We start from the raw sequence: 14556 nt of genomic DNA, 5'->3' as shown, positions 1-14556 counted from the left end.
GGCCCATGCCAGGGGGCACTCGACGGAGGATGCCGGGGGTGGACTCCCGGGCCGTGGACGGGAAGCTCACGGGCGGGACGCCTCCCCCCGGCGAGGAGGCTCCGGGCGGAAGGGGCGGCGCGCTCCGGAGTTACCGGCTCGGCTGGCCGAAGGCGCCCGACTGCGCCGGGGCCGAGCCCATCAGATCGTTGACGGCGAGGGGGCAGCGGGCCACGGCGTTGGGATCGGCCAGCATGTTGCCCTGGGACCAGTTGCGGTCCTGGAAGATGAGCCCGTCGCGCAGCTCCAGCTCGTCCACCGCCTTCTTGAAGCCCCAGAAACGTCCGCGCACCATGAGCTGGGTGCCCTTGGGGATGCGGCTCAGGTCCAGGTACTGCTGGGGTGCGAGCTTCGCGGTGATGTTGACGGAGAAGCGCTTCTTCGGCGTGCCGAAGGGGTTGAGCTTCTCCCTCGTCGGCGGCGACCGGGTACCACACCAGCTTCGCCACGGCCGTGGGCGTCTCGGGCTCCTCCTCGATGACGGGCTGGCCCCGGCGCTTCTTGGGCGCCTTCTTCTTCTTGGGCTGCTCGATGTCGAGGTCGATCAGCTCCAGGCCACCGAAGGCCACCTGCCGGTCGAGGTAGCTCTCGCGGAACATCTTCTCGGCGGAGCGGGCGGCGGTGGCGTTGGCGCGGCGGACCTCGATTTCATAGCGCTCGCGCAGGGCGGGCAGGGTGAGGAAGAAGCTGTCGATGGGCTGGAGCCCCTCGGAGAGGAAGCGCAGCTTGCCCACGTCGATGGTGAGCACCACGGGCCCGAGGGCCGCCGCGGTCTGGAACCAGTTGGGGGGCAGCTTCCGGTCGATCAGCACGCGGCGCACCATGGCCACCAGGTACGCGTTGGCCTGGAAGCGCTGGGTGCTGAGCTGGGTGTTGAGCGCGTGGACGAGCAGGGGGTCCAGGTAGAAGTTCTCGTCACGCTTGTGCAGCAGGGGCGCGGTTTCCCCGAGCAGCGTGAGCAGCCCGCCGAGGAGCTGGGCGCAGTTCGGGTCCTTCGTTCCCTGGGAGAGGGCCTGGTACACGCCGGTCCTGAGGAAGCGGCGGTCGAAGTCCTCCTCCTTGAGGTTGGGCACGTCATTGCCGGAGCCGAAGAAGACCTCCGGTTGGGCGGCGGCGGGGAGGGAAGTGAGGCTGAGGACGAGTGCGAGGAGAGCGGATCGCATCGCGCGAAGGGTATCACGCCGGGAGGCGGGGCTTCTCGGGAGTGATGCGGAGGACGATCGCGGCGGCGGCGAGCTCGAGGACGGCGGCGGCGGCGAAGAGGCGGTGTCCGCCGAGCCAGTCATAGCCGGCCCCGGCGGAGGAGTAGCCCACCAGCCCACCGATGCCGAAGGTGATGGCGGCGAAGAGGCCCTGGCCGGAGGCGCGCAGGTGGGGAGGGACGCGGCGGACGACGATGGCGATGCTGGCCACGTAGAAGGCGCCGAAGGACAGGCCGTGGAGCAGGGAGAGGGCCGCGATGAGGATGGGCGAGGTGGTGACGGAGAGCGCGGCCCAGCGCAGGGTGCTGGCGGCGAAGGCGATGGCCAGGAGGTCGCGGGGGGAGATGCGGTCGGCCACGCGGGGGTAGAAGAGCATCACGAGCACTTCGGAGGCGACCCCGAGCCCCATGGCGATGCCCACCACCGAGGGGGGCAGTCCGAGCGAGCCGACGAAGATGGAGAAGGTGCCGTGGTAGGGGGCGCAGGCGATCCAGTGGAGGGCGCAGGCGGCGAGCAGCCAGCGCAGCTCCCGGTCGGCGAGGAGCTGGAGCCCGGCGAGGGGGTGGACGGGCACCTGGGCGGGGGGCCCGCCAGCGTCACGGAGGGTGAAGCTCCAGAGGGCGAGCGCGGTCAGGAGGGCGAGCGCGGTGACCACGGTGGCGTGGCCCACGGACTCCACGGTGAGGCCGAAGAGGGTGGAGGAGAGCACGAAGCCGAGGGAGCCGAAGAGGCGCAGGTGGGAGTAGGAGCCACCGGTCCGGGCGATGTGCTGGAGGGCGAGGGTGTCGAGGAGGGGGGTGATGGAGGAGGCGAAGAAGGCGTAGGCGGCGAGGGCGAGGACGAGGGTGGGGAAGCGGTCGACGAAGAGGAGGGGGATGAAGCCCACGCACGCGCCGCAGCAGACGAGGTTGAGGACGCGGTTGGGGCGGCCGGTGCGGTCGGCGAGGTGGCCCCAGAAGTGGGGAGCGCCGAGGGAGAGCAGGGGGCTGAGGGAGAGGAGGAGGCCGACCTGGGAGACGGAGAGTGTAAGGGATTTCAGGTAGGCGGGGAGGAAGGGCAGGACGATGCCGGTGATGCTGAAATAGAGGGCGTAGAAGCCGATGAGGGGGAGGCGTCCGGTGGCCTGGATGGGGAGCATCGAGTCGGGGGGGCGCTTAGCACGCCCGGGGTGCCTTTTCGTCTGTTTGACCCGCCAGGATTTGTGTACGGTGGCTCACGCCATGTCGAACCCGGAGACCCCACAGCCCGTCAGCATTGCTCAGATCAAGACCGAGGCTGAGTTGTTTCAGGCGCTCGCCATCCGTGAGGTGGTGTTCATCGAGGAGCAGCACGTGCCCGAGGGCATCGAGCGGGACGCCGAGGATGCGAAGGCGTACCACGTGCTGGCGTTCCAGGGCGGGCACGCCATTGGGACGGGGCGTCTGGTGATGTTGACCGAGCCGCCGCCCGGTGAGAAGGGGACGTGGGGTCAGATCGGGCGCATGGCGGTGCTGAAGGCGCACCGGAAGGCGCGAGTGGGCGCGATGCTGCTGACGTCCCTGGAGGACGAGGCACGCCGGCGTGGAGTGAACGGGATCATGCTGCACTCGCAGCTCTACGCGCTGGAATTCTACAAGAAGCAGGGCTACGAGCCGATGGGCGCGATCTTCCAGGAAGCGGGAATCGAGCACCTGGAGATGCGCAAGAAGCTGTAGCCAGACCACCCCGGCAAAAACCCCTCTCCCCTCGGGAGAGGGACGGGGTGAGGGTGCCACGGCTCCCAGGTTGTGCCCGTGTAAGCTCCCTCTCCCTCTGGGAGAGGGCTGGGGTGAGGGTCTACGCCGTCACCCACAATACCCCGCTCAAATCCGCCGTCCCCGCTCGGCCGGAGTCTGCGCATGGCGCGGATCCTCGGGCCAGCTGTGCTTCGGGTACTTCCGGCAGAGCTCCTTGCGGAGGGACGGATAATGCCGCTCCCAGAACCCAGCGAGGTCGGTCGTCACCTGCACGGCCCGCATGTTGGGGGCGAGCAGATGGAGCACGAGGGGAACCCTGCCGGCGCAGACGCTGGGACCCTGGGCCATGCCGAAGAAGTCCTGGAGGCGCGACTCGACCCAGGGGGGCTTGCCGGGCTCGTAATGGACCTTGGCGGTGCGGCCACCGGGGAGGGAGACCTTCTCGGGGGCGTGGTTGGAGAGAAGCCGGGCCTGCTCAGAGGAGAGCCGGGAGTACAGCGCGTCGAGCAGTGAAACCCCCTCGAGGTCGGCGAAGCTCCTCGCTCCGGCGCACAGGGAGGCGAGCGAGTCGCGCATGAAGGCGTCGTCGACGGAGGGGAAACCGGCCTCGGGGAAGGCCTGGGCGAGCAACGCGACGCGGGTGCGCCACTGCAGGAGGGCCTCGGGGTCGGCGAAGCGGCCGGGGCCGGCGGCGAGGGCCTGTTCCACGAGGACGCGAGCAGCCGCCTCGGAGGGGGGAGCGGGCGCGCGGGTCTCCTCGAGGACGAGATTGCCGTAGGCGAGGCGGGTGATGCGCTCGACGCGCTTGGAGGAGGGGTTCCACTGGAGGGCGTCGACCTCCTCGAGGGCATCGGGGTACAGGTCGAGGAGCCACTCGGGCTCGACGGCGCTGGCGATGCGGATGATGGCGCCGCGGCCGGGACGCTCCTCGGCGTCGATGGCGATCATCGAGCTCGGGCTCCTGGACGACGCTGACGTCGGAGAGCTGGGCGGTGCCACCGCCGAAGAGGAGGAGCCTCGGGGGAGCGGGCCTTGCGGCGGCGGGCGACGCGGTCCGGGTAGCCGGCGAGCGCGCTGAGCATGAGGGCCTGCTCCACGTCCTCGGGGCGGGAGGGCCGCTGCCCCTGCTCGCGGACGGCGCGCCGGAGCTGGCGCTGCACGCGGTCCACGGCCTGCACGGCGCCCTGCTCGAGGGAGAGGGACTGCACGCGGCCGGGGGAGAAATTGGAGCGCTCGGCCTGGCGGAAGCGCTCGAGCAACTCCAACAGGTCCGAGGGCCCGGCGACGACGTTGGCGGCGCGGCCGGGGCCGGAGAGGTTGGTGCGGGCCTCGCGGCGGATGTCGCGCTCACCGACGAGGGCGGCGAGCAGGGCCGCGTCGGCGCCAACGCCGCGCTTCTCGCCCTCGACGATGATGCGGGCCTGGCGGGGGTGGAGGGGGAAGCGCAGGAGGCGCTGGCCGATGGGGGTGACGGTCCCATTGGGGGCCACGGCACCGAGGCGGCGCAGGAGACTCTCGGCGGCCTCGAGGGAGGCGGCGGGAGGGGCCTCGAAGAAGGGGAAGGAGGCGAGGTCGGTGATGCCGGCGGCGCGGAGGGAGAGGACGGTCTCGGCCAGGTCCATGCGGCGGACTTCGGGGGCGTCCTGGTCGGGGCGGCCGTCGAAGTCGTGCTGGGTGTAGAGGCGGAGACAGTGGCCGGAGCGGGTACGGCCGGCGCGGCCGGCGCGCTGGGTGGCGGAGGCCCGGCTCACCTTGGAGAGCTTGAGGATGGGCAGGCCGGACCAGGGCGAGTGCGAGGCAACGCGGGCGAGGCCGGTGTCGATGACGGCGGCGACACCGTCGATGGTGACGGAGGTCTCGGCGACGTTGGTGGAGAGGATGATCTTCCGGCGCGAGCTGCGGCGCACGGCGCGGTCCTGCTCGGCGGGAGGCAGGTCGCCATGGAGGGGCAGCAGGTCGATGCCGTGGCGCCCGGCGAACTCGGAGCAGGCGTCCATGGCGCGGCGGATCTCCCCGGCGCCGGGGAGGAACACGAGCACATCGCCGTCGAGACCGTTGGCGTGGAGCCGCTTGATGCCGGAGAGGACCTGGGCATCGAGGTAGCGGTCATCGGCGGTGGGGAGGTACTCGAGGCTGACGTCGAAGCGGCGGCCCTCGGAGCGGAGGGTGGGGCAGTTGCCGAGGTAGGCGCTGATGGGGGCGGCCTCGAGCGTGGCGGACATGACCACGAGCTTGAGGTCGGGGCGGGGGCCCTGCTGGAGGCGGCGCAGGAGGGCGAGCGAGATATCGGCGGAGAGGTGGCGCTCGTGGAACTCGTCGAGCACGACGGCGCCGACATCGCGGAGGGTGGGGTCGGAGAGGAGACGGCGGCCGAGCACGCCCTCGGTGACGAAGGAGAGGCGGGTTTTCGGGCCGCGGACGTCCTCGAAGCGGACCTGGTAGCCGACGGTCTCGCCGACGCGCTCGCCGATCTCCTCGGAGACGCGCTGGGCGGCGAGGCGGGTGGGGAGGCGGCGGGGCTGGAGGACGACGATCTCCTTGCCATTGCCGAGGCCGGCCTCGAGCAGCGCGCGGGGAACGCGAGTCGTCTTGCCGGCGCCGGGAGGGGCCTCGAGCACGAGCGAGTTCGCGCCGCGCAGGGTGGCGACGATCTCGGGCAGGAGGGGGTCGATGGGAAGGGCGACGTCGGCCATGGCCGAATCCTCTTAACGGTGGCCCGGGGCCACTGCTTTCAGGCCGGCTCCGAGGGGGACTTGGAATCGTTCTTCTTGCGCCCGCGCTTGGAGGGCGCCTTCGGAGGCTCGGCGGCCGGGGGAGCGGGAGTGGGCTCGGGATCCTGCGGGGCCTCGGGAGCGGGAGCCGCGGCGGCCTCGGGAGGAGGAGGTGCCTCGGCCGGAGCGTCGCTGGAGACAGATGCGTCGCCAGGGGACGCCGGCTCGGCGGGAGCGGCCCCGGAGAGCGCCGCGAGCTCGGCCAGCTCGGCGGCACTGGGCTCGGCGGAGTCGGTCACGAGGGGGATGGCCTCGGTGGCCTCGGGTTCGGAGGGAGCGGCCTCGGGAGCACCCAGCTCGGCGGGGTCGATGAACGGGAGCCCGCGAGCGGCGCGCTTGCGCGGCTTGGCGGCGAGGCCGGAGTTCTCGAAGGCATCCTGGATGGGGGCGAGGGAGGCCTCGGCGAGGCACCGGGCCTGGCGGAGGGCGACATCCAGCTTCTTGCCGAGGGCGATGAGCTCGGCGCGAAGGGGAGCGGCCTGCTCGTGGGGGAGCTGAACGGGGGCGAAGCAGGCCTGCCAGGTGGCGTAGGCGGTGGCGACCTGGTCGAGCACGGGACGGACGAAGGAGAAGTCGTCGCGGGCGAGGATGCGGGAGACGTAGGAGGACTTGAGGCGGCGCTCGTAGCCGGAGCCGAACTCCTGGAGGGCCTCACGGGAGGCGCGGCGGAGCTGGGGGAACTTGAGGTGGGGGAAGAGGGCCTCGATGACGGGGGCACGGCTGCTGGCGCAGAAGGTGATGCCGGCGTGGAGCTTCTCGAGGGAGTCGACCCAGAGGTTCTGGAGGGTGAAGGCGAACTCCTCGCGGACCTCCTCGAGGCTCGGGGAGGTCGCGGACCTTTTCGAGGAGTGCGGGGGCGGGGGCGCGCTCGGTGCGGACGATCTGGATGGCGGTGGCGAGCCACTCCTTCTCGCGCTCCAGACCCGGGCGGCCCGCGAGCAGCTCGTCGGCGGCGGCGAGGCGCGAGTCGATGGCCTCGGCGAAACGGACGAGATCGTAGGCTTCGAGGGTGGACAGCGACATGGGGAGGGGCCTCCTCGGGACCTGGAGCGGGGCGGCGGGAGATACCACACCCTGGGGAGGGAGGGGGGCGGTGCTCAGCGGCCGTCGAGCAGGACGGCGAGCGCTTCGCGGGCCGTGAAGTCAGGGAAGGCGTAGTCGGCGCCGCAGGAGAGGAGGGCCTCGGGGGTGAAGCTGCCGGTGCCGACACCGATGCAGGTGGCGCCGATGCCCTTGGCGGCGGCGACATCCTTGGGGGTATCGCCGATGACGACGACGCGGCACTCGGGGAGGGGGACGCCGAGCTGGGAAGCGCCGGACTGGGCACCGTGGCGGATGAGCTCGACGCGGTCCTCGTGATCGCAGCCGAAACCGCCGAAGGAGAAGCGGTCGTGGATGCGGACGCGCTCGAGCTTGATGCGAGCGCCCTGGCGGACGTTGCCGGTGCCGAGCCCCACGGCGAAACCGGGGCGGGAGAGGGCGGCGTCGACGGCCTCGCGCATGCCGGGGTGGAGGCGGTAGTCGCGCTCCTCGACGAGGGGGACCTCCTGGGCGAGGTGGTGGAGGTAGGAGTCGATGACGGCGGAGATGGCGTCGGGGGAGGGGTGGACGCCGATGATGTCGAGCGCCTTGCGGACGATGGCGCGGTCGGTCATGCCGGACATGCTGAAGGAGTCACAGGCATCGAGGCGGCCGTGGAGGGCCTGGAAGGCGAGCGCCATGGAGCGTCGGCCGGCACCGCCGGTAGTGACGAGGGTGCCATCGATATCGAAGAGGAGGACGGTGGGGCGCATGGCCCCCATCTAACGGAAGGCCGGAGCCGATGCGAGAGCCTGCTCACTTGCCCACCAGAAGATCCCAAGTCCCAGGGTCCCACCGTGCCCCTCCTCTCCCTCGCCCATCGGGAGAGGGGACGGGGGTGAGGGTGCCACGTACCCCGGGTTGAACCCGCGTCAACTCCCTCTCCCTCTGGGAGAGGGCTGGGGTGAGGGTCTGCGCGAGCCAGGGGGACTACGGCTCGATGTAGCTCAGCCCCTGCTGGATGGCCTCGCGGACGGCGCGACTCTCCTCGAGAGGAAGCCGTTCCTCGAGGGCCTTACGGACCTCGGTACCACCCACACGTCCGAGAACCTGGGCTGCGGTGGCGCGCACCTGCTCGTTGGGATCGGCGAGGAGGGGGGCGAGGACGGGGATGGCCTCGAGACCGGCGCGGCGGCCGAGGGCGAGGGTAGCGGCGGCGCGAACGGAGGAAGGCTGAGAGGTGCTGCGCAGGAGTTCCTGGAGGCGCAGGGAGGCGTCGGGGTGGGCGACGACGGCCATGGCGGCGACGGCGCGGGAGCGCTGGGGCTCGGAGGCCTTGGGGTCGCTGGCGAGTCCGAGGAGCGCGGAGAGGGCCTCGGGACCGAGCCGGGCCCAGTCGGCTTCACGAGGGAGGGCCTCGGGCTTGTCGAGCAGGCGGAGGATCTCCTCCTGCAGCGTGCCGCGGGGCTGCGGCGCACTGGGAGAGGAGAGCGGCATCAGGGCGGCGGAGGCCTGGCCGAGGTGGGAGGAGCCCGTGAGGAGCAACGCGGCGAGCGCACAGGTGGACGCCAGTGACGAAAGCCACGGACGGCGGTGCGAGGCGGTGCGAGCCGGGGAGGGCTGTGGGGAGAAGGGCATGGGGAAGCTCCCTCGTATGGACATCAAGGGAGCCCGTTTATAGGCCGGAGAGCGGGGTGGATTCGACGCACCCCGAGTGCCTTTTGCTGAAAGTGGATTCTTGTATTGTCGCGCGCCTTATGGCCGGCCGCGTCTTCTTCTTCCTACAGCACGCCACGTATGAGCCCGCGTTCCAGGCCGCCTCGATGGGAATCACCGCGGCGGCGATGGGGGACGAGGTGTATTTCGTCTTCGCCTTCGATGCCCTGCGGGCGTTGGTGAGGGGGAGCTTCGGCCTGCCGCACACGGAGAAGGAGTTGTCGGAGAGTGCGAGGGCGGAGGGGTTGGGGGTGCCGGTGCCGGCGCGGATGCTGGAGGAGGCGCGGGCACTGGGAGCGAAGCTGGTGGCGTGCGACACCACGGTAAGAATCTGCGGATACGCGCCTGACGAGCTGAAGGGGACGCTGGACGAGGTGATGGGATTGGCGTCGTTGTGGAGGCTGACGGCAGGTGCACGCACCCTTGCCCTCTAGGTAGGCACTGGATTGGCGCTGGCCGAGGGTGCGCGGGAGAGGGTATCCTCGGTGCGCTTTCGGGGCCGGACCCTGGTGAGCGCGGGGGGATCCCGCGCGTGATTCCGAGGAGCGATTCTAAATTTATGCGCGCCAAGCTGACTCTCCTGAGGGCCCTCGTGTTGGGCACCATTGGTGGTGTACTGGCCACCGGTTGCCAGACGTATGACTTCGAGCCGGTGGAGCCGCTGGCCATCTCGCAGACGACGGAGACGCGCGACATCCGGGCACGCAATGCCAAGCCGAACCTGATGATGCTGGTGGACACGTCCGGTTCGATGACGCTCCCGGTGAACGAGAATCTTCGGGATTCGTCGGGGGTGTACGTGTGCCGGCGGGGTGGCACGTCCACCGGTGAGATTTGCGGCATGAGCGATGCCTTCCCGTGCGACACGGGCGGCGCGGCCCCGGGCAGGTGCCCCACGCGTTGGACTTCGCTGCAGCATGCGATGGGTTCCTTCCTCACCAGCAGCGGCTCCATTGCGCGCATCGGACTGGCCACCTACCCGGACCTGAAGTCGGGCAATGCCTACAATTGTGGTGGCACGACCGGACTCACCGTCCCTCTGCCGACCACGGACTCGGATGACGCGGCCACGCTCGCGGCCAATGCCGCGGAAGTGAACAGCAAGCTGCAGGCGATCAAGAACACCTCGTCCACTCCGGGCGTCCAGAAGCCCGTGGGCGGTACGCCCACCAACGAGAGCCTCCAGTACATGCTCTCGCTGCCGGAGCTGAAGACGGATGCCCGCTCCAACTTCGTGCTGCTGCTGACGGACGGCCTTCCCAACTGCAACGGGCAATTCCCGACTCCCTACCCGAACGCGAGCTGCTCCTGCACGCTGGGCACCCTGAGCGGCACGTCCCTGTGCTCGTACGATCCGTACGACAAGCTGGGCTGCCTCGACAATACGGGCTCGGTGGATGCGGTGAAGGCGCTGAAGAAGGCGGAGATCCAGACGATCGTCGTCGGCTTCGGCGCGGAGCTGGCCACCGGAGCGGGCACGGACGTGCTCAACGCCATGGCCCAGGAGGGTGGCTTCTCGCGTACCTGCAAGGTGAACGCGGACTGCGGCACGGGTGACACGTGCGATACGGCCAGGGGCCTGTGCGGCCGCCGTTTCTACCAGGCGGCCAACGCGGACGAGCTGGCGGCGGCGCTGCGGGCCATCAGCGAGACCATCCAGGAGACGGATCCCTGCCTGCTGACCTTCGCTGCCGGCCAGGCGCCCACCTCGCAGGAGCTGGTGGTGGTCTACGTCAACAAGGAGCGCCTCTCTCCGGGTGCGGACACCTGGACCCTGACGGCCGGGGGCCTGCGCTTCACGGGCTCCACGTGTGAGCGCATCAATGCCTCCACGTCGGCGAACCCGGTGAGCATCGAGGTTCGCGCCGTTCAGCAGCGGTAGCCTTCGGGGCGGCTTTACGTGGTGAGGGGCCGGGGCTATGTCTCCGGCGCCCTCCCTGGCCGCCCATGAAGATCACCATCCTCTCGCGCTCCGCCTCCATTTCATCCACCAAGCGTCTGGTCGAGGCCGGACGCGCGAGAGGGCACCAGGTGCGTGTGCTCAACCCGGTCCGGGTGGAGATGCACCTGGATGGGCAGCGCGCCAACCTCTACTACCGGCGCCGGAAGCTGTCCCCGTGCGACGTGGTCATCCCGCGCATCGCGCAGTCCATCAGCAACTACGGCCTGGCGGTGGTGAACCAGTTCGCCATGTGTGGGGTTCCACTGGTGAACACGGCGCGGGCCATCGCCGAGTCCCGCAACAAGATGCGCTCGCTGCAGTTGTTGTCGGCGCACGGCATCGACATCCCGGCGACGGTGATGGCGCGTGACGCCGCGGACCTGAAGGCCATGGTGGGCCTGGTGGGCGGCGTGCCGGTGCTGGTGAAGCTGCTACAGGGCCAGGAGAAGCACGGGGTGATGGTGTGCGAGAGCCTCCAGTCCTTGGAGGCGGCGCTCGAGGCCATCCTCGGGCTGGGGCACAACCTGGTCATGCAGCAGTACGTGCAGAACAAGGGGCAGGACGTGCGGGTGGTGGTGGTGGGAGGCCGGGCGGTGGCGGCGGTGCGGCGCCGTCCGAGGTTCGGCCGGATGTCCTACACGCTCAACCGGGGAGCCCGGCTGGAGCGCATCGAGCTGACGGAGTCCCAGCGGAAGGCGGCGGAGCGGACGGCCACGCTGGTGGGGTTGGAGGTGGCGGCGGTGGACCTGCTGGACGTGCAGGAGGGGCACCCCAAGGTGTTCGAGGTGAACAGCTCACCGGCGCTTCCTGAGATGGAGGCGGCCACGGGGCTGGACCTGGCGGACATCATCATTCAGCGCGCCGAGGAGCTGGTGGCCGGAGGTCCGAGGGTGGGACTGCCGGAGCCGCAGCCCGGGGGCCCGTCGAAGCGCAAGCGGACGCCCAAGGCCTCCGCGGGCGAGGTGTGAACAGAAAGAGGTCCCCGGACGTCGGAGGGTCGGTGATAGGGTGCCCCCGCTTTTCCGTGAGGAGAACGAACCATGCTGCACTTGCGACGCATCACTTCCCTGGCCGCCGCGCTGGTGGCCCTTGCCAGCACCCAGGTCCTCGCCGAGGGGCAGGTGGATCCGGCCACCCTCTATGAGGTGAGCACGGAGGGCACCTCCACCCAGGTGAAGGCGGGGGAGCAGGGCGTGTTCGTGCTGTCCATCAAGAGCAAGGCGGGGGCCCACGTGTCCGATGAGGCGCCGCTGAAGCTGGAGCTCAAGGGGGGCACGCAGCTCGCTCCCGCGCAGGAGAAGCTGGCGCTCAAGGACTCGGTGGCCAAGAAGGCGGCGGGGCAGCAGTTCGTGGATCCCCGCTTCGAGGTGCCGTTCAAGGCCACGGCGGCCGGCAAGGGCACGCTGGAGGCGAAGCTGACCTTCTTCATCTGCACGGAGAGCCTGTGCGCCCGTCAGCAGAAGACGTTCTCCCTGCCCGTCGAGGTCCTCTAGTCCGTGGTGCGCCAGCGATCGTCCAGGGGCAGTGAGCGCGGGGAGCGTGGGGAGCAGCGCGGGGAGCGTGGGGGAGGGCGCGAGCGCGTCGGAGAGCGGGAGCGGAGCGAGCAGCGCTACGTCTACGGGGTGAACCCGGTGCTCGAGTCCTTGCGAGCGCACGCGGAGCGGGTGGAGCGCCTCTTCGTCACGGAGGGGCAGCTCGCCGCGAAGGCGGCGGCGGAGATTTTCAGCCGCGCGAGGGACGCGGGCATCCGGGTGGAGCGGGTGCCCCGGGAGCGGCTGGCGGCCATGGCCGATGGGGGGGTGCACCAGGGCGTGGTGGCCGAGCTGCGGGGCTTCGAATACGCGGAGCTGGAGGATCTACTGGAGGCGGCCGAGAAGAGCGGGCGGCCTCCGCTGCTGGTGGTGCTGGACGGCATCCAGGATCCGCACAACTTCGGGGCCATCATCCGCTCGGCGCATGCGATGGGGGCGCACGGAGTGGTCATCGCCAAGGACCGGGCGGTGCCGGTGACGGGGGTGGTGGCCAAGGCTTCCGCGGGGGCAGTGGAGCACTGTCCCGTCGCGCGGGTGGTCAATCTCTCGCGGACCCTGGAGGAGCTGAAGGAGGCCGGGGTGTGGATCGCCGCGGCGGATCCCCATTCGACCCAGCCCCTGTGGAGCGCCCGGCTGGACGGGCCATTGGCCCTGGTGGTGGGGGCCGAGGGAGCAGGCGTGCGCCAGGGGGTGCTGGAGCACTGTGACTTCCGCCTCGGGATTCCGATGCTCGGTCAGGTCGGTTCCCTGAATGCGTCCGTTTCAGCGGCGATTCTGCTATACGAGGCCGCTCGGCAGCGGGGGACGGCTCGTCCCGGTGCCGGGAGTTGAACCGTCCGGATCAAACCGCTTGACTTGAACGGCAGGGACTTCTAAAAGGGCGCGCCTCGACGGGACGGGCGGTTGGCGGTTCCGGTCGGTGGGACGGGCGGGTAGGGGACGCAGCCGGAGTGATGGATGCCGGTGTAGCTCAGTTGGTAGAGCACCTGATTTGTAATCAGTAGGTCGCGGGTTCAAATCCCGCCGCCGGCCAGCACGGGGCCGCGGATGAGGGCCCGGGGCAAAAAAGCAGTAGGAAGAACAGTGATTTCACGGTAGTTGAGGACAGCGTTGCGGAGGGGTACCCAAGTGGCCAAAGGGAGCAGACTGTAAATCTGCCGGCTCTACGCCTTCGTTGGTTCGAATCCAACCCCCTCCATCCGCATCGCGGGAATAGCTCAGTTGGTAGAGCGTCAGCCTTCCAAGCTGAATGTCGTGGGTTCGAGTCCCATTTCCCGCTCCAGTGTTGTAGTCGCAGGTACAAGCCCTGATAGCTCAGTTGGCAGAGCGCATCCTTGGTAAGGATGAGGTCACCAGTTCAATCCTGGTTCAGGGCTCCATTTTTTTTCGGGGAGCGTTATGTCCAAGGAAAAGTTCGACAGAAGCTTGCCGCACGTCAACATCGGCACCATTGGCCACGTTGACCACGGCAAGACGTCCCTCACGGCGGCCATCACCAAGGTGCTGGCGAAGACCGGCGGCGCGACCTTCCTCGCGTACGACATGATCGACAAGGCTCCCGAGGAGCGCGAGCGCGGCATCACCATCTCGACCGCGCACGTGGAGTACAAGACGAAGAATCGTCACTACGCCCACGTCGATTGCCCCGGCCACGCCGACTACGTGAAGAACATGATCACGGGCGCGGCGCAGATGGACGGCGCCATCCTCGTGGTGTCGGCCGCCGACGGCCCGATGCCCCAGACGCGCGAGCACATCCTGCTCGCCCGCCAGGTCGGCGTCCCTTACATCGTGGTCTTCCTGAACAAGGTCGACATGCTGGACGACCCCGAGCTGCGTGAACTCGTGGAGATGGAAGTCCGCGACCTGCTCAAGAAGTACGACTTCCCGGGCGACACCATCCCCATCGTCCCGGGCTCGGCCCTCAAGGCGCTCGAGGGTGACACCTCGGACATCGGCGAGCCGGCCATCCTCAAGCTGATGGAGGCGGTGGACAGCTACATCCCCACCCCGCAGCGCGCGACGGACAAGCCCTTCCTGATGCCGGTGGAGGACGTGTTCTCCATCGCCGGCCGCGGTACGGTGGCCACCGGCCGCGTCGAGCGCGGCATCATCAAGGTGGGCGAGGAAATCGAGATTGTCGGTATCCGCCCCACGCAGAAGACGGTCGTCACGGGCGTCGAGATGTTCCGCAAGCTGCTGGACGAGGGCCGCGCGGGCGACAACATCGGCGCGCTGCTGCGCGGCCTCAAGCGTGAGGACCTCGAGCGTGGCCAGGTGCTCTCCAAGCCGGGCAGCATCACGCCGCACACCAAGTTCAAGGCGCAGATCTACGTGCTCTCGAAGGAAGAGGGTGGCCGTCACACCCCGTTCTTCAAGGGCTACCGCCCGCAGTTCTACTTCCGCACCACGGACGTGACGGGCACGGTGAAGCTGCCCGACAACGTCGAGATGGTGATGCCTGGCGACAACATCGCCATCGAGGTGGAGCTGATCACCCCTGTGGCCATGGAGAAGGAGCTGCGCTTCGCTGTTCGCGAGGGTGGCCGTACCGTGGGCGCCGGCGTCGTGGCCGAGATCATCGCCTAGTTGGCTGACGGGCTTCCTGCCCGTCCCAAC

Annotated in this window: 16 protein-coding genes and 4 tRNA genes; 12 read left to right on the top strand and 8 right to left on the bottom strand. The window is 69.6% G+C overall.

Annotated features, from left to right (window positions below):
* Positions 1-130 precede the first annotated feature (130 nt).
* On the bottom strand, positions 131-334 hold the full coding sequence (locus ACN28I_RS11525; RefSeq protein WP_420942096.1) for a hypothetical protein: 204 nt from the start codon (positions 332-334) through the stop codon (positions 131-133).
* Between ACN28I_RS11525 and ACN28I_RS11520 the strand changes: the two genes are divergently transcribed.
* Positions 333-1247 carry a hypothetical protein gene (locus tag ACN28I_RS11520; RefSeq protein ID WP_420942095.1) on the top strand — a complete coding sequence of 305 codons (915 nt, stop codon included), beginning with the start codon at positions 333-335 and terminating at the stop codon, positions 1245-1247. The genes ACN28I_RS11525 and ACN28I_RS11520 overlap by 2 nt on opposite strands.
* Here ACN28I_RS11520 and ACN28I_RS11515 read toward each other — a convergent pair.
* Positions 1216-2379: an MFS transporter gene (locus ACN28I_RS11515; RefSeq protein ID WP_420942094.1), complete on the bottom strand. Its 1164-nt coding sequence runs from the start codon at positions 2377-2379 to the stop codon at positions 1216-1218. The genes ACN28I_RS11520 and ACN28I_RS11515 overlap by 32 nt on opposite strands.
* Positions 2380-2461: 82 nt before the next feature.
* Between ACN28I_RS11515 and ACN28I_RS11510 the strand changes: the two genes are divergently transcribed.
* On the top strand, positions 2462-2935 hold the full coding sequence (locus tag ACN28I_RS11510; protein WP_420942093.1) for a GNAT family N-acetyltransferase: 474 nt from the start codon (positions 2462-2464) through the stop codon (positions 2933-2935).
* A 147-nt stretch (positions 2936-3082) separates the two neighbouring features.
* Here ACN28I_RS11510 and ACN28I_RS11505 read toward each other — a convergent pair whose 3' ends face one another.
* The 6 genes from ACN28I_RS11505 to ACN28I_RS11480 all read right to left on the bottom strand — a co-directional run bounded on the left by ACN28I_RS11505 (position 3083) and on the right by ACN28I_RS11480 (position 8385).
* Positions 3083-3904, bottom strand: coding sequence for an ATP-dependent helicase C-terminal domain-containing protein (locus ACN28I_RS11505; protein WP_420942092.1), 822 nt, complete (start codon positions 3902-3904; stop codon positions 3083-3085).
* Positions 3901-5649, bottom strand: a complete 1749-nt coding sequence (locus ACN28I_RS11500) for a helicase-related protein (RefSeq protein WP_420942091.1) — start codon at positions 5647-5649, stop codon at positions 3901-3903. The genes ACN28I_RS11505 and ACN28I_RS11500 overlap by 4 nt, the downstream gene beginning before the upstream one ends.
* Before the next feature lie 38 nt (positions 5650-5687).
* Positions 5688-6281 carry a hypothetical protein gene (locus tag ACN28I_RS11495; protein WP_420942090.1) on the bottom strand — a complete coding sequence of 198 codons (594 nt, stop codon included), beginning with the start codon at positions 6279-6281 and terminating at the stop codon, positions 5688-5690.
* A 97-nt stretch (positions 6282-6378) separates the two neighbouring features.
* Positions 6379-6750, bottom strand: a complete 372-nt coding sequence (locus tag ACN28I_RS11490; protein WP_420942089.1) for a hypothetical protein — start codon at positions 6748-6750, stop codon at positions 6379-6381.
* Between the two features lie 74 nt (positions 6751-6824).
* A complete protein-coding gene (locus tag ACN28I_RS11485) occupies positions 6825-7529 on the bottom strand; it encodes an HAD family hydrolase (protein WP_420942088.1) in 705 nt (234 codons plus the stop codon).
* A 208-nt stretch (positions 7530-7737) separates the two neighbouring features.
* Positions 7738-8385, bottom strand: a complete 648-nt coding sequence (locus tag ACN28I_RS11480) for a HEAT repeat domain-containing protein (RefSeq protein WP_420942087.1) — start codon at positions 8383-8385, stop codon at positions 7738-7740.
* Between the two features lie 119 nt (positions 8386-8504).
* On the opposite strand from ACN28I_RS11480, the gene ACN28I_RS11475 reads away from it, so the two are divergent.
* The 10 genes from ACN28I_RS11475 (at position 8505) to tuf (ending at position 14526) form a co-directional block, all read left to right on the top strand.
* Positions 8505-8897, top strand: a complete 393-nt coding sequence (locus ACN28I_RS11475; protein WP_420942086.1) for a hypothetical protein — start codon at positions 8505-8507, stop codon at positions 8895-8897.
* Between the two features lie 125 nt (positions 8898-9022).
* Positions 9023-10345, top strand: coding sequence for an adventurous gliding motility lipoprotein CglB (cglB, locus tag ACN28I_RS11470; RefSeq protein ID WP_420942085.1), 1323 nt, complete (start codon positions 9023-9025; stop codon positions 10343-10345).
* Positions 10346-10410: 65 nt separating this feature from the next.
* On the top strand, positions 10411-11373 hold the full coding sequence (locus ACN28I_RS11465; RefSeq protein WP_420942084.1) for a RimK family alpha-L-glutamate ligase: 963 nt from the start codon (positions 10411-10413) through the stop codon (positions 11371-11373).
* Positions 11374-11445: 72 nt separating this feature from the next.
* Positions 11446-11898: a hypothetical protein gene (locus ACN28I_RS11460; RefSeq protein WP_420942083.1), complete on the top strand. Its 453-nt coding sequence runs from the start codon at positions 11446-11448 to the stop codon at positions 11896-11898.
* Between the two features lie 6 nt (positions 11899-11904).
* The gene (gene rlmB, locus ACN28I_RS11455) at positions 11905-12768 is read left to right on the top strand and encodes a 23S rRNA (guanosine(2251)-2'-O)-methyltransferase RlmB (protein WP_420948622.1); all 864 of its coding nucleotides are present in this window, start codon (positions 11905-11907) and stop codon (positions 12766-12768) included.
* Positions 12769-12896: 128 nt separating this feature from the next.
* Positions 12897-12969, top strand: a tRNA-Thr gene (locus ACN28I_RS11450).
* Between the two features lie 82 nt (positions 12970-13051).
* Positions 13052-13135 (top strand) — tRNA-Tyr (locus ACN28I_RS11445).
* Between the two features lie 8 nt (positions 13136-13143).
* Positions 13144-13219 (top strand) — tRNA-Gly (locus ACN28I_RS11440).
* Between the two features lie 21 nt (positions 13220-13240).
* Positions 13241-13316: transfer RNA gene (locus ACN28I_RS11435), tRNA-Thr, on the top strand.
* 19 nt (positions 13317-13335) lie between these two features.
* Positions 13336-14526 carry an elongation factor Tu gene (gene tuf, locus ACN28I_RS11430; RefSeq protein WP_420940614.1) on the top strand — a complete coding sequence of 397 codons (1191 nt, stop codon included), beginning with the start codon at positions 13336-13338 and terminating at the stop codon, positions 14524-14526.
* The last annotated feature ends 30 nt before the right edge of the window (positions 14527-14556 follow it).

The organism is Archangium gephyra, from assembly GCF_049060025.1.
GTDB lineage: Bacteria > Myxococcota > Myxococcia > Myxococcales > Myxococcaceae > Archangium > Archangium gephyra_A.
This window is presented reverse-complemented; position numbering and strand designations above follow the sequence as displayed.